The sequence below is a fragment of the Vibrio sp. D3 genome, from assembly GCF_043995865.1.
GTDB lineage: Bacteria > Pseudomonadota > Gammaproteobacteria > Enterobacterales > Vibrionaceae > Vibrio > Vibrio diabolicus.
In genome coordinates, this window is record NZ_CP171887.1 from 545048 (window position 1) to 560294 (window position 15247).

A 15247-nucleotide genomic window follows, 5' to 3' on the forward strand; every position below is an offset into this window, starting at 1 on the left:
CGGGCGATGTTAGAGAACAAATATTTCAGTAATATTACAGATTTCTTGCTGTGAGTAATTTTTATTGTTCTTTTTGATAGTGGTGTGAGTAGGGAAAAATGAAGGTTTTTAACTCTTTGAATTTAATGAATAAAATTGACTTTTGTTTTGTGTGGTTTTTGCGTTTTCTTTAGAAATAAAATGCGCCTCAGTTCAACTTTTATGACAGTGTTAATTTTATATATTCGGTAAAACTTATGTTTTTGTAATGTATTGTATGGTTTTGTCGAGTTTATTGTTTGTCTCTGTCACATTTGGTATAAAAAGCATCACTTTCTTTTCGGGACTTGATCATGTCACATCTAAACTACAACCATCTATATTATTTCTGGATGGTGTGCAAACAGGGCTCTGTAACTAAAGCGGCCGATGCGCTTTTCCTGACACCGCAAACAGTGACAGGGCAGATTAAAGCGCTTGAAGAACGCATGAAAGGAAAGTTAACCAAACGAAATGGTCGTACAGTTGAGCCAACTGAGTTAGGGCAACTTGTTTTTAAGTACGCCGACCGAATGTTTGGTTTGAGTTATGAGATGTTAGATATCGTCAATTACAGTCAGCACTCGAACATTCTGTTTGAAGTTGGCGTAGCCGATGCGTTATCTAAGCGCTTGGTCAGTAAAGTACTAATGACGACTGTCCCGGAAGATAACAGTATTCATTTACGCTGTTATGAGTCAACCCACGAATTGCTACTTGAACGACTGTCTCAGCACAAGCTGGATATGATCCTCTCGGATTGTCCCGTTGACTCAACTCAAAGCCCTGGCCTTTATAGCAAAAAGCTAGGTGAGAGCAGCATGAGCTTTTTCGCCTCTTCTGAAATTGAAAATGTGCGTTTCCCTGAGATTCTGGAACAGAAAAAGCTTTTGATTCCTGCAAGCCGAACAGCAATGGGGCGTAAGGTTATTCAGTGGTTTGATCGTCAAGGTCTTCAGCCTAATGTGTTGGGAGAATTTGATGATGTTGCGTTGATGAAGGCTTTCGCACGGTATCACGATGATGTGATTTTCTTAGCGCCGACCGTATACATGTCGGAGATTGAGGACGACCGAAATCTACAGCTAATTGGTCATGTCGATGGGTTAAAAGAAGAGTACTACGTGATTTTTGCGGAACGAATGATCCAACACCCAGCGGTAAAAAATGTTTGTGATGCTGATTTCAGTCAAATGTTTGAGTAAACCCGTATCGTTGCGCAAATAAATAGATTACTATCAATAAAAATATAATTCTAAATAATACCTAAGTAACTCAAGATACTTGTTTTAGTGAGCAAAACTATTAATTATTGATGGCGCATCAATTCTTCACTTTGGTGGATAATATTGGTGTATCACTAACAACTAAATTAGAGGTTCTAATAATGAAGACTCTGGAAGTGTACCTTGATTTTCTTAGATATATAAATCAGTGCAACACAACAAGCTGGCCAGGGTTGGAATAAGTAAGTTGTAGCTAGAGGTCCAACACATGAATCTACAAGAAATGGAGCAGAACTCCGCAAAAGCCGTCGTGTTGCTCAAAGCGATGGCAAACGAGAGACGCCTACAAATCCTTTGTATGCTGCATAACCAAGAGCTGTCCGTGGGAGAGCTGTGTGCAAAGTTAGAGCTAAGCCAGTCGGCATTATCTCAGCATCTTGCTTGGCTTCGCCGTGATGAGCTAGTCACGACAAGGAAAGAAGCACAAACCGTGTACTACACATTAAAGAGTGATGAAGTGAAAGCGTTAATAAAAACACTGCATAGTCTTTATTGTGCTGAAAGCGCTTAGCGTTAATTACATATACCTAATATATCGTTCATTTTAGGCTGTGAGTCTAACTCGTTGGAATATTTGAGAGTGGCGTTAAACTTTTGATGGTAGAGTTGCTGCGCATCGACCAATTTGCTTTGTTCTCAAGTGTTTTATTGGTGCTTTCCAGTTTGAGCTTTATAAGGTAAATAAGCTGATGCCTTTGAATAGGCGTGCAGAAAAAAGAAAAGCTGGCATTGCCAGCTTTTTTATTAAGAAAATTTTGTAGATATAAAAAAACCGACACAAGGTCGGTTTTTTCTTCACTGTAAAATCAGGACTCTATTAAAGAGCTTTGATTTGTGCAGCGAAACGAGACTTATGGCGAGCTGCTTTATTCTTGTGAATAAGGCCTTTAGTTGCCATGCGGTCTAGGATAGGTGTAACTACAGCGAATGCAGCAGTTGCAGCTTCTTTGTCGCCTGCTTCGATAGCAGCAACAGTTTTCTTCATGTAAGTACGCATCATTGAGCGACGGCTAGCATTGTGCTGACGACGTTTCTCAGCTTGGATAGCGCGCTTCTTAGCAGATTTACTATTTGCCAAGGGTCTAACTCCCAAAAACTTAGTTCTGTGACAATTTAAGGGCGAGGAATATCCCTCATTTGCGCTTAAATGTCAAATGATTTGTGCAAAAACCGATCTAAGCCAAAACAAATTTTGGTAAGAGAGGTTATCGCGGTTAAGATGGCGGGGATTCTAACAGCATTTTTATACCAATGCTAATAATTATCCGCGAAAGGCACACTTATTCCTTACAACCCGCGGATAGATTTTTGACGTCTATTTACAGCACCTGTCAGAGAAACAGTATAGGGTTAGCTGTCTTATGGTGATATTCCGAGGTTACAGTGAGTAAACGACTACTCAAGTCTGGCATGATCGTCAGTGCTATGACATTTATTTCCCGCGTTCTTGGCCTAGTTCGTGATGTTGTAGTGGCAAATTTAATGGGGGCAGGAGCAAGCGCAGACGTCTTTTTCTTCGCCAATAAAATTCCTAATTTTTTACGACGTTTGTTTGCTGAAGGTGCTTTTTCCCAAGCGTTTGTACCTGTTTTAACGGAAAGCCATGCTCAAGGCGACATGGATAAAACTCGGGAGCTCATTGCTCGCGCGGCGGGTACGTTAGGGGTGATAGTCTCGATTGTTACCATTTTAGGTGTCCTAGGCTCCGGCGTGGTCACTGCTGTGTTTGGTTTTGGTTGGTTCCTTGACTGGATGCATGGTGGCCCGGCTGCAGCAAAGTTTGAGCTTGCTAGCGTGATGCTCAAAATCACCTTTCCCTATTTATGGTTCATTACCTTTGTCGCTCTATCGGGCGCTATCCTCAATACATTAGGTAAATTTGCTGTCTCCTCCTTTACCCCTGTTTTCCTCAATGTGATGATTATTTTGGCGGCGTGGTTTATCTCGCCGCAAATGGAAATGCCAGAAATAGGGCTTTCCATTGGTGTTTTCTTAGGTGGTTTGGTCCAGTTCTTATTCCAAATTCCCTTCCTTATTAAAGCAGGCGTCATGGTTAAGCCAAAATGGGGCTGGCGCGATCCGGGTGTAGTGAAAATCCGCACTTTGATGATCCCCGCTTTATTTGGTGTATCGGTCAGTCAGATTAACCTGTTGTTTGATACGTTCATCGCCAGTTTTTTGCAAACCGGTTCGATCAGCTGGCTATATTACTCAGACCGCTTATTGGAATTTCCTTTAGGTCTGTTTGGTATTGCGATTGCGACTGTGATTTTACCCGCGCTTTCACGTAAACACGTTGACGCACAAAGTGAAGGCTTCGCGCAAACCATGGATTGGGGGGTGCGCATGGTGATCTTGCTTGGCCTTCCTGCAATGCTTGGTCTGATGGTACTGGCAAAACCTATGCTGATGGTTCTGTTTATGCGAGGTGAATTTTCTCCTCAAGACGTACATCAAGCATCATTGTCGCTTTTTGCCTACGCTTCAGGTTTGTTGAACTTCATGCTGATCAAGGTGCTCGCGCCAGGTTATTACTCGCGTCAAGATACTAAAACGCCAGTAAAGTACGGCATCATTGCGATGGTGACCAACATGGTGTTTAACGCAATTTTTGCGTACTTTTATGGCTACGTTGGTTTGGCTATCGCGACGGCACTTTCGGCGTTCGTAAATATGGCATTGCTGTATCGTGGTCTACATATCGCAGGGGTATACCAAATCACCAAACGAACCGTCTTCTTTATTATACGTTTGGTTATTGCAGGTGCGGCGATGGTGGCTGCGATCTTATGGCAATTGGAAGACATGTCAGTGTGGCTAGATTGGAGCTTTGCTCACCGCAGCGGTGTACTAGGAATGTTGATCGGTCTAGGAGCCGTGGTTTACCTAGTGGTTCTATTTTTAACGGGTGCACGCTTAAAAGACCTAAAAGCTGGGACAGACTAAGGGTGATTAGTATATAATCCGTCAGTTTCACACAGTGTAAAGTAAAAACAGAGGCAGAAAGCAGTATCCAATGGAACTGATTAGAGGCATTCACAATATCACCCCGCGACATCATGGTTGCGTGCTGACTATTGGCAATTTCGATGGTGTCCATAAAGGCCATCAACAAGTATTGCAGCAAGTGTCTGAGCAAGCGGACAGGCTATCATTGCCTTCTGTTGTGATGACCTTTGAACCTCAGCCGATGGAGCTGTTTGCCAAAGATAAGGCACCTGCACGGTTGACGCGATTACGCGATAAGTTCGTGCAATTGAGTAAGCTCGATATTGATCGCTTGCTCTGCGTCAATTTCAATCGTCATTTTGCAAGTTTAACCGCGGAAGAATTTATCCGTGACTTGTTGGTCGAGCGTTTGGGTGTTAAGTTTCTTGTCGTTGGTGATGATTTCTGCTTTGGCAAAGGCCGTACAGGTAACTTTGCAATGCTGCAGGAAGCAGGGGAAAAGTACGGTTTTGATGTCGTGAGTACCCAGAGCTTTTGTTTACAACAATTACGTGTCAGCAGTACGGCTATCCGTCAAGCGCTGGCGCGTGACGATTTGCATTCCGCGCAACAGATGCTGGGAAGAAACTACAGCATCAGCGGTCGTGTTTCTCATGGAAGAAAGCTGGGAAGAACGATAGGTTTTCCTACTGCGAATATTCCTTTGAAACGCTGTGTTTCTCCGGTTTCCGGAGTCTATGTTGTTCAAGCGCTTGGCTTAGGAAATAAGCCAATTGGCGGTGTCGCTAATATTGGTCAAAGACCGACTGTTAATGGCGTTCGCCAGCAGTTAGAAGTACACTTATTCGACTTTCATGCCAATTTATATGGCAAGCAACTAGAAGTGGAACTTTTGCATAAACTTCGAGATGAGCAAAAGTTTGAGTCGTTTGAAGCACTTAAACAACAAATCGAATTGGATGCTGAAGCAGCAAGGGTGTGGCTGCGTCAGCTTAAGCGTTGAGCGGTTTATTCCACCGTTCAACATAATGTCTAATTTTCGCCCAATATAACGGAATTAAGAATCGATGAGTGAGTATAAAGATACCCTGAACTTACCTGAAACAGGGTTTCCAATGCGCGGCAATCTGGCCAATCGTGAGCCAGAAATGCTTAAGCGTTGGTACAAAGAAGATCTTTACGGTGAAATCCGTAAAGCTAAGAAAGGCAAAAAGTCATTCGTATTGCACGATGGCCCTCCTTACGCAAATGGTGACATTCATATTGGTCACGCACTAAACAAGATTCTTAAAGACATTATTATTAAATCCAAAACACTTTCAGGTTTTGACGCACCTTATATTCCTGGCTGGGACTGCCACGGTCTACCTATTGAATTGATGGTAGAGAAAAAAGTAGGCAAGCCAGGCCAAAAAGTGACGGCAGCAGAATTCCGCGAGAAATGTCGCGAATACGCTGCAGGTCAGGTTGAAGGTCAGAAAGAGAGCTTCAAACGCCTTGGTATCATGGGTGAGTGGGACAAGCCATACCGCACTATGGATTTCGCAACTGAAGCGAACATTATTCGTGCTCTTGGTAAGATCGCAAGTAATGGTCATCTGCTAAAAGGTTTCAAACCTGTTCACTGGTGTACAGACTGTGGTTCTGCTCTTGCTGAAGCGGAAGTAGAATACAAAGATAAAGTATCGCCATCTATCGACGTTCGTTTTAAAGCGGCTGACGAAGCGGCACTGTTGTCTCAGTTTGAGCTGACTGAAGGTCATGAAGGCCACGGTGACGTGTCTATCGTTATCTGGACAACAACACCTTGGACACTGCCAGCAAACCGCGCAGTATGTCTACGTGATGATCTAGAGTACGTACTTATCCAAACAGAAGGCGACAACGCTGAGCGTATTATCGTTGCTGCTGAGCTGGCGAAAGACGTAATGGACCGTGCGGGTATCGAGCACTTCCACAATCTTGGCTTTGCTAAAGGTGCGGATCTAGAGCTGTCTCAATTCCAACACCCATTCTACGATTTCACTGTACCGGCGATCCTTGGTGATCACGTTACGACTGATTCAGGTACTGGTGTTGTTCACACTGCTCCTGGTCACGGTCAAGAAGACTTCGCGGTTGGTAACAAGTACAACCTAGAAGTAGCAAACCCAGTTGGCTCAAACGGTGTTTACCTACCAGATACAGAGCTATTTGCTGGTCAGCACGTATTTAAAGCGAACGATGCAGTAGTAGAAGTACTAAAAGAAAAAGGTGCACTACTACATCACCACGCTTACGAGCACAGCTACCCACACTGTTGGCGTCATAAGACTCCAATCATCTTCCGTGCTACACCTCAATGGTTCGTTTCTATGGACCAAGCGGGCCTACGTGCTAAAGCATTAGAGTCAATCAAGAATGTAGAGTGGATGCCTGAGTGGGGTCAAAGCCGCATCGAAGGTATGATCGAAGGTCGCCCTGAGTGGTGTATCTCTCGTCAACGTACTTGGGGTGTGCCAATTGCTCTGTTTGTTCATAAAGAAACAGCAGAACTTCATCCAAACACGCTAGAGCTGATCGAGAAAGTCGCTAAGCTGGTTGAAGAGAAAGGCATCCAAGCATGGTGGGATGTAGATGCCGCTGAACTACTAGGTGCTGACGCTGACCAATACGAAAAAGTGCTAGATACGCTAGACGTATGGTTCGATTCAGGTGTTACTCACTTCTCTGTTGTTGATGCTCGTGAAGAGTACAACGGCAATAGTGCAGACCTATACCTAGAAGGTTCTGACCAACACCGCGGTTGGTTCCAGTCTTCTCTAATTTCATCTATTGCGATGAAAGACGAAGCACCTTACAAACAAGTACTGACACACGGTTTCGTGGTTGACGGTCAGGGTCGTAAGATGTCTAAATCTATCGGTAACGTGGTTGCGCCAAAAGACGTAACTAACAAGCTAGGTGCTGACATTCTTCGTCTATGGGTTGCTTCAACAGACTACACTGGTGAAGTTGCGGTTTCTGATGAAATCCTAAAACGTAGCGCAGATGCTTACCGTCGTATCCGTAACACAGCGCGTTTCTTCCTTGCTAACCTAAGCGGCTTCAACCCTGAAACAGACATCGTTCCTGTTGAAGAGATGGTTGCGCTAGATCGCTGGGCAGTTGGTCGTGCGCTAGCAGCACAAGAAGAGATTGTTAAAGCATACGAAGAGTACAACACACACGGTGTGACTCAGCGTCTAATGCAATTCTGTTCAATTGAAATGGGTTCTTTCTACCTAGACGTAATTAAAGACCGTCAGTACACAGCAAAACGTGGCGGCAACGCTCAACGTAGCTGCCAGACTGCACTTTACTACATCGTAGAAGCGCTAGTTCGTTGGATGGCGCCAATCATGTCGTTCACTGCAGATGAAATCTGGAACGAAATGCCAGGCGAGCGCGACAAGTTCGTATTCACTGGTGAGTGGTTCGACGGTCTATTCGGCCTTGCTGAAGGTGAAGAGCTGAACAATGAATTCTGGGCTGAGATCCAAGCGGTTCGTGGTGCAGTAAACAAACTTCTAGAAGATGCGCGTAAAGAGAAAACCATCGGTGGTGCACTACAAGCTGAAGTGACTCTATTTGCTGATGACGCTTTAGCGGCGAAGATCAACAAACTTGAAGATGAACTGCGCTTTGTTCTACTAACCTCTGCGGCGAAAGTTAAGCCTCTAGGTGAGAAGACTGATGCAGCACAAGCCACGGATATCGAAGGCTTGTTTGTTGAAGTAGCAGCAGCTGAAGGCGAGAAGTGTGATCGTTGTTGGCACCACACGCCAGACGTAGGCACAATTGAAGGTCACGAGAAAATCTGTGGTCGTTGTGTGTCTAACGTAGAAGGCGAAGGTGAAGTACGTAAATTCGCGTAATTGCCTAGAACGACTGAACTTTTTTTAAAATTAACAGCCCCAGTATTTACTGGGGCTGTTTGTAGGTAAAGTAATGAGTGAAAAAGCACTGTCTTTAAAGCAATCTGGTATTCGCTGGTTATGGTTAGCGGTGGTTATCTTTTTAGCTGATATTGGCATTAAGTATGTTGTAATGAACAACATGGGATATGGCTGGGCAAACCGCATAGAAATTTTGCCATTCTTTAATCTTTTGTACGTGCATAACTATGGTGCTGCTTTTAGCTTTTTGAGTGATCAAGCGGGCTGGCAACGTTGGTTATTCACAGGTATTGCTTTTATCGTTACAGGTCTTTTGACTTACTGGATGAGCAAACTACCAGCGAAAGAGAAATGGAATAATATTGCTTATGCCATGATTATTGGTGGCGCAGTAGGCAACGTATTCGACCGAGTAATACATGGGTTTGTAGTGGATTATTTGGACTTTTTCTGGGGCAATTATCATTGGCCAGCGTTCAACCTTGCAGACATGGCGATCTGTATTGGTGCCGCGATGATTATTCTTGACGGCTTTCGAAAGAAAGACGAGGCGAAAGCCTAAGTAGTGGCAGTGTATATTGCGAAAAGTTGAATAACCCTAAGCGTCGCCCGTTGATTCGGGCGACGCTTTTTATTATGTTGGAGCGCCAATCAGCATATCAATGTATAAAAAGACCAAGCTGACAGCGTAATAACCCAAGAACAAGGAAGCAGTAACGTGACAACAATAACCAATGAATCTGTAGTAACCCTTCACTTTACGATTAAAATGAAAGACGGATCGGTTGCGGATAGTACTCATAACATGGGTAAACCAGCGAAATTTGTTATGGGTGATGGCAGCTTGAGTGAAAACTTTGAGCAGTGCTTAATAGGCTTAGAAACAGGCGCACAAAAAGCGATTGAGCTAAAAGCAGAAGACGCGTTTGGCATGCCAAACCCAGACCATGTACACCATATGGATCGCACTAAGTTTGTAGGTGATGCAGAAGTAGAAGTGGGTACAATCATGGCGTTCAGTGGTCCTGATGGTATGGAAATCCCGGGCATTATTACAGAGATTGCTGGCGATTCAGTCACTGTGGACTTCAACCATCCTCTAGCGGGACAAGACGTGACTTTCGAAGTTGAAATTTTGTCAGTAGAATAGCGAACCCAATAAAGATAATTTCCATGAGCAATGAAATGAAAATCCTATTAGCTAACCCACGCGGCTTTTGTGCTGGTGTAGACCGTGCGATTAGCATCGTAGAGCGTGCGCTAGAGATGTATCAGCCACCGATTTATGTTCGTCATGAGGTGGTGCATAACCGTTTTGTGGTTGAAGGGCTAAAACAACGTGGCGCTGTCTTCGTTGAAGAGCTGCATGAAGTGCCAGACAACAACATTGTGATTTTTTCTGCTCATGGTGTATCGCAAGCGGTTCGTCAGGAAGCCAAGCAGCGAGATTTGACGGTATTTGACGCGACGTGCCCGTTGGTAACCAAAGTGCATATGGAAGTAGCGCGAGCAAGCCGCCGCAATATGGAAGTGGTTCTGATTGGTCACGCAGGTCACCCTGAAGTGGAAGGCACAATGGGGCAGTACGCGAGTGAAACCGGTGGTATGTACTTGGTTGAAACCCCGGCCGATGTTGAGAAACTGAAGTCGATTGTGAAAGATCCATCTGATCTTCATTACGTAAGCCAAACGACACTTTCTGTAGATGAAACTGCCGATGTTATCGAAGAGCTACGCCGCGTCTTCCCAGATATCCAAGGACCACGTAAAGACGATATCTGTTACGCGACACAAAACCGCCAAGATGCCGTACGTGAATTAGCGGGTGACGTAGATGTGATGGTTGTGGTGGGTTCGAAAAACTCATCAAACTCTACACGTCTTAAAGAGCTAGCTGAAAAGCTAGGGACACCTGGCTACTTAACCGACTGTCCGGAAGATATCAAACCTGAATGGTTCGAAGGCAAAACAAAGGTCGGCGTGACTGCGGGGGCATCTGCTCCGGAAGAGCTCGTTAATCAGATTCTAGAGCGAATCAAAGAACTCGTCGGTGCCGAAGCGGTCGATGAAGTACTTGGTCGTGAAGAGAATATGTTCTTTGAAGTACCCAAAGAACTGCAAATCAAGCAAGTGGATTAATCTCCATTTATCGAATATTCAAAAGGCGACCAGAGGGTCGCCTTTTTTACATCTCTCTCAGTTCATTTAGGTAATCACGAATTTGGTCTTTCCCTAAACCATCGATAATCATATCGGACATCTTCGTGATTCTTCGCTCAAGCGACTGAGCAACCCTTTCGCAATGTGCGTACACCTCTTCATCAGAACCTTCAGTCGGAAAGACATCGACTTGCCAGTTTACTCGAACGCCCCCCGCAAGCCATTGAGGAGCTGCCTCTTGATGTAAAGAGTCACAGAGAATAATAACGATGTCAGGAAGAAACTGAGTTCGCTCTTCCCATGAGTGGGTGTGGATATGTGGAATGGGAAGTTGGTGGTCATCTAAATATTTTTGCACCACCGGGTGAACTTTGCCTGTGGGATGAGAGCCACCGCTGGCGACACTAAAATCTGCTGGCAGGATATGGGTTGCGATCGACTCAGCGAGCACACTTCGTCCAGCATTGTGCTTACATATGAATAAAACTTTATACATCATCGCCTCGTCTTTTCGGAGCGTCTTATTTATACGCTAGCGGAAACTCAGCGGTGATGTGTGAACTTTTTGTGTTAGTGGCTAATGCCCAGCATCTCTTTGAGCACTTTAAGGTAGCGGCGGCTTACTGGTATCTCAAAGCCAGTTTTGGTGATGATTTCTGCTAATCCGTTTTCGAGTAATTTGATTTCGCTGATGGCCTTAATACTGACTAAGTATTGGCGATGACAGCGTACCAGTGGGGTTTTCTCTTCTAGCGTTTTTAATGTTAGTTGAGTGCTCGCGGCTTGGCTGGTGGAGCGTACATGCACGCCGCTGATGTCACTGTATGCACATTCTACCGTGTCGGTGGCCATGATGACGATACGGTTGTGCCCGATGCACGGAATCTGATCTAAAGTGTCGGGCGTAATAGCAGACAGTTGTTGAGTTAGGGCGGATTGACTAATGACTTTATTTAGCCGTTTGACCGTTTTGGTTAAACGGCATGGGTCGACAGGTTTGAGCAAGTAATCAAAGGCGTTGTCTTCAAACGCTTGAATTGCATACTGGTCGTAAGCCGTGACAAAAACCACATAAGGCATGGTTTCTGGATCAAGCATTCCAAGTAGTTCAATCCCAGTGACTTGAGGCATTTGGATATCGAGAAACACCACATCAGGTTTGAGCTCATTGATTTTTTTTAGACCAAGGATCGCGTTTGAGGCATTGCCCACCACTTCAACTTGTCCTGTTTCATCCAATAACTCTGTCAGCTCTTCACGAGCAAACTGTTCATCATCAATGACGAGTGCGGTTAACATCCAACATTACCTTTATTGCTTCAGCGTGCTTTTATGATTTTGGGGGAATGATAAAGCTCATTTTAGTAAATTGATGTGGCTCGCACGTAATTTTTAGCGATGCATCACGCCCAAATTGATTAGTGAGACGTTTGTCGACAATTTCTAAACCTAGCCCGGAGTGGTTTTCTTTTGGCGGTTCAAAACTGCCTGCATTGTCTTCGACAGTAATCAAATGACCTTGTGGGTGTGCTTCGCTGTATATATGAACTTTACCACCTTCAAGCATGTTTGAAATGCCGTGCTTAATGGCATTCTCAACCAAAGGCTGGAGTGTAAAGCTTGGCAATTTGATGTCCAGCAATTCAGGCTGAATATCGATTTCAACCTCTAAGCGGTCCGTAAAGCGGGCCTTCTCGATGCTCAAGTACGAGTTCACATGCGCTAGCTCTTCTTTTAGCGTCACGGTATTAATGTTTTGCTTTAAATTGCTACGGAAAAAGTGCGATAAATTTTGGATCAACTCACGTGCTTTATCAGGATCACGACGAGTAATCGCACTAATGGTATTGAGTGCATTAAACAAAAAGTGTGGATTCACCTGAGCGTGAAGCAGTTTGATTTCTGCTTGAGCGAGTAAGGCTTGTTGTTGTTGGTAGTCGCCATACAAGATTTGGCTAGAGAGAAGCTGCGCTATCCCTTCTGCCATTGACATGTTGGCCGTAGAGAACAATTTACGCTTCGGTTCATAGAGCTTAATGGTACCAATGACCTCTTTTCCCGCACGCAGTGGGATGATCAGCGCGGAGCCAAGTTTGCAGTCTTTTGCGATGGAACATTGGTATGGACGTTCTGCGCCATCAAGATAAATGATGTCGTTTTTCTCCATGGAGTCTAATGTGCTTTGCGATGAAATCGGCGTGTTCGGTTTATGGTGATCATCGCCAATGCCCACAAACGCCAAGATTTTTTCTTGGTCGGTAATCGCGACAGCGCCCACTTTGGTTTCTTCATAAATAATACGCGCGATTTTCTCAGCGTTTTCGGTGTTGAAGCCGTTGCTTAGAATTCCCACTGAGCGATCAGCAATGGTGAGTGCTCGACGCGAAAACGTCGCAGAAAACTTTTCAAAGATCGCTTTTCTGTCTTGCAGGATACTCATGAACAATGCCGCACCAAATGAGTTCGCGATGATCATCGGTGCTGCAATGGCAGACACCAGCTCATAGGCTTGATCAAAGGGTTTAGCGACGGCGAGCAGCAAAATCATTTGCACCACTTCTGCAATAAACGTGACGCTGAATACGACGCTTGGATTAAACAGCAATGCGCCTTTATTTCGCTTGATAAGGTAAACGTGGAGCAAGCCACCAATTACACCCTCGGCGGTGGTTGAAATTGCGCAGGCGAGGTCAGTAAAGCCACCAAGAGAGTATCGATGGATGCCACCAGTAAATCCGACGGCGAAACCTACAACAGGTCCACCAAACAGCCCGCCCATGACCGCGCCGATCGCTCGAGTATTGGCAATAGCGTCGTTGATATGCAGACCGAAATAGGTGCCGAGAATACAAAAGCCAGAGAAAAGTACGTAACAAATTAGGCGGTGGCTTAAGCGCGAAGAAATACTCAGCAAAGGTAAGATGATTGGCGTTTTACTTAGCATGTAAGCCAAAACTAAGTAAACACACATCTGTTGTAAAAGGGAAACGACCAGTTCCATAGTGAACCTAACCTAGAATCAATGTTGTTATTGTATACCTAAGTCACTTCAAGATGCTTGGCTCAGATAAATAAAGACAGCTTAATACATGGCGCTGCGCTCCGAGTTCTGAATCTTAAAGTGACTTGGGTATAAAACAAAAAGAGCCTGCAATTGGCAGGCTCTTATCTTAGTCACTCGGATGTGACGAGTATTACGCTGTTTCTGACACGGCTTGTGGTTTCTCTTCGTCAGCCAGTTCAGTTTCACCTTTACCCTTAGAGGTTTTGATAACGTAACCAGTCACTGCTAGGGCAAACACAATACCGACGATAGTTGATAGTTGCATTGGCAGGCCAAAACCTAGCGAGCTGTTGTTTAAGATGAACGTGACACATACCGTGGTCATGAAGATAGCAGGGATAGTGGTAATCCAGTGCAGCTTGTTGTGACGTAGTAGGTAAGCGGACGCAGTCCAAAGCATCATTACTGCTGTTGTTTGGTTAGCAAAACCGAAGTAGCGCCAGATAATGCCGAAGTCTACTTGAGTTAAGATACCGCCGATAACGAACAGTGGAAGTGCCATCAGTAGGCGGTTACGTAGCGTCTTTTGTTCCATGTTGAAGTATTCAGCAAGGATCAGACGGCTTGAACGGAATGCTGTATCGCCAGACGTAATTGGTAGGATAACCACACCTAGGAACGCAAGGATACCACCGAACACACCAAGCAGACCAAATGATGCGCTGTATACCACGTTACCAGGGCCACCGTTTTTCACAGCTTCTGATAGTGCATCTAGAGAGCCGAAGAAAGACAGAGCGATAGCACACCAGATTAGCGCGATAACACCTTCACCAATCATTGCTCCGTAGAAGACGAAACGACCGTTTTTCTCGTTTTCCATACAACGTGCCATCAGTGGAGACTGAGTCGCGTGGAAGCCAGAGATCGCGCCACATGCGATAGTGATGAACAGTGCTGGCCATAGTGGCATATCATTTGGGTTAAGGTTCGAGAACATGTCTGAAACTTGGAAGTCACCCATTACTGTGTGTTCGCTAGAAAACGCAACGGCTGTCATTAGACCAACAGACATAAAGATGAGTAGAGCGCCAAACAGTGGGTAGAAGCGGCCAATGATTTTATCGACAGGAACAATCGTCGCAATGATGTAGTAAGCGAAGATAGCGATAACCATAGTCGTCATGCTTACGCTCAAGCTTGTTTGATCATTGATGAGGTTAGTAATCATGCCTGCAGGAGCAGAAACGAACACTACGCCAACAAGAAGCAGTAGGACAATGGCAAAAATATTCATAAAGTGTTTTGCGCCATTACCTAGGTAGCGACCTGTGATAGTAGGTACAGATGCGCCGCCGTTACGCACTGAAAGCATGCCAGAGAAGTAATCGTGTACTGCGCCAGCAAAAATACAACCGACAACAATCCAAAGCATTGCCGCTGGACCGTATAGTGCACCCATGATTGGGCCGAAAATTGGACCAACACCAGCGATGTTAAGTAGCTGAACTAGATAAACTTTCTTTGTTGACATTGGAACGAAGTCAACACCGTCCGATTTGGTGTGAGCAGGCGTTTGGCGTTTTTCATTGATGCCGAAAATCTTCTCGACGAAAGCGCCGTAGATGAAGTATCCGCCGATTAGGGCTGCGACACAGGTTAGAAACCACATCATAGCAATTGTCCTTGGTCTTAGTTGGGTAGGGTAATTTTTTAATCTCAGGATGCATGTTATGCGTCACTTGTGTTAAATGCATTCGGTTAGTAGATGAGTGGTCGAATAGAGCACTGAGTGGTCGATATGCTGCTTGAGCGGTTTTTAAAAATGGCGAACGGTTGATTGCAGTAGTGAGCGGCTGATTCGAGGCGTCAGTGGTTTAATCTGCAAGCTAAGCGGCAAACGCCAATAATTA

13 protein-coding genes are annotated in these 15247 nt (G+C 44.9%); 8 read left to right on the forward strand and 5 right to left on the reverse strand.

Annotated features, from left to right (window positions below; all coding sequences use genetic code 11):
* Positions 1-332: 332 nt before the first annotated feature.
* Both nhaR and ACHFJ9_RS10555 read left to right on the forward strand, forming a co-directional pair.
* Positions 333-1223: a transcriptional activator NhaR gene (gene nhaR, locus ACHFJ9_RS10550; RefSeq protein WP_005381942.1), complete on the forward strand. Its 891-nt coding sequence runs from the start codon at positions 333-335 to the stop codon at positions 1221-1223.
* Positions 1224-1512: 289 nt separating this feature from the next.
* The gene (locus ACHFJ9_RS10555) at positions 1513-1815 is read left to right on the forward strand and encodes an ArsR/SmtB family transcription factor (RefSeq protein ID WP_005397309.1); all 303 of its coding nucleotides are present in this window, start codon (positions 1513-1515) and stop codon (positions 1813-1815) included.
* A 306-nt stretch (positions 1816-2121) separates the two neighbouring features.
* Here the strand turns inward: ACHFJ9_RS10555 and rpsT are convergent, their stop codons facing one another.
* Positions 2122-2382 carry a 30S ribosomal protein S20 gene (gene rpsT / locus ACHFJ9_RS10560; RefSeq protein WP_005381938.1) on the reverse strand — a complete coding sequence of 87 codons (261 nt, stop codon included), beginning with the start codon at positions 2380-2382 and terminating at the stop codon, positions 2122-2124.
* Positions 2383-2687: 305 nt separating this feature from the next.
* On the opposite strand from rpsT, the gene murJ reads away from it, so the two are divergent.
* The 6 genes from murJ to ispH all read left to right on the forward strand — a co-directional run bounded on the left by murJ (position 2688) and on the right by ispH (position 10309).
* A complete protein-coding gene (murJ, locus tag ACHFJ9_RS10565) occupies positions 2688-4250 on the forward strand; it encodes a murein biosynthesis integral membrane protein MurJ (RefSeq protein WP_046873949.1) in 1563 nt (520 codons plus the stop codon).
* A gap of 70 nt (positions 4251-4320) precedes the next feature.
* Positions 4321-5256, forward strand: coding sequence for a bifunctional riboflavin kinase/FAD synthetase (gene ribF, locus ACHFJ9_RS10570; protein WP_046873948.1), 936 nt, complete (start codon positions 4321-4323; stop codon positions 5254-5256).
* A gap of 64 nt (positions 5257-5320) precedes the next feature.
* On the forward strand, positions 5321-8149 hold the full coding sequence (gene ileS / locus ACHFJ9_RS10575; protein ID WP_145473138.1) for an isoleucine--tRNA ligase: 2829 nt from the start codon (positions 5321-5323) through the stop codon (positions 8147-8149).
* A 73-nt stretch (positions 8150-8222) separates the two neighbouring features.
* Positions 8223-8732, forward strand: a complete 510-nt coding sequence (gene lspA, locus ACHFJ9_RS10580) for a signal peptidase II (protein WP_005397302.1) — start codon at positions 8223-8225, stop codon at positions 8730-8732.
* Between the two features lie 156 nt (positions 8733-8888).
* Positions 8889-9320, forward strand: coding sequence for an FKBP-type peptidyl-prolyl cis-trans isomerase (gene fkpB, locus ACHFJ9_RS10585; RefSeq protein WP_012842130.1), 432 nt, complete (start codon positions 8889-8891; stop codon positions 9318-9320).
* A 23-nt stretch (positions 9321-9343) separates the two neighbouring features.
* On the forward strand, positions 9344-10309 hold the full coding sequence (gene ispH / locus ACHFJ9_RS10590) for a 4-hydroxy-3-methylbut-2-enyl diphosphate reductase (RefSeq protein ID WP_047009110.1): 966 nt from the start codon (positions 9344-9346) through the stop codon (positions 10307-10309).
* Between the two features lie 46 nt (positions 10310-10355).
* Here the strand turns inward: ispH and ACHFJ9_RS10595 are convergent, their stop codons facing one another.
* From ACHFJ9_RS10595 to ACHFJ9_RS10610, 4 genes are all read right to left on the reverse strand, one after another.
* Positions 10356-10829: a low molecular weight phosphatase family protein gene (locus tag ACHFJ9_RS10595; protein ID WP_395356776.1), complete on the reverse strand. Its 474-nt coding sequence runs from the start codon at positions 10827-10829 to the stop codon at positions 10356-10358.
* 71 nt (positions 10830-10900) lie between these two features.
* Complete coding sequence (gene btsR, locus ACHFJ9_RS10600) at positions 10901-11629, reverse strand: two-component system response regulator BtsR (RefSeq protein ID WP_006743107.1); 729 nt, start codon at positions 11627-11629, stop codon at positions 10901-10903.
* 31 nt (positions 11630-11660) lie between these two features.
* Positions 11661-13331, reverse strand: coding sequence for a LytS/YhcK type 5TM receptor domain-containing protein (locus tag ACHFJ9_RS10605; protein WP_395356779.1), 1671 nt, complete (start codon positions 13329-13331; stop codon positions 11661-11663).
* A gap of 193 nt (positions 13332-13524) precedes the next feature.
* Positions 13525-15009, reverse strand: a complete 1485-nt coding sequence (locus tag ACHFJ9_RS10610; protein ID WP_005381914.1) for a carbon starvation protein A — start codon at positions 15007-15009, stop codon at positions 13525-13527.
* Between the last annotated feature and the right edge of the window lie 238 nt (positions 15010-15247).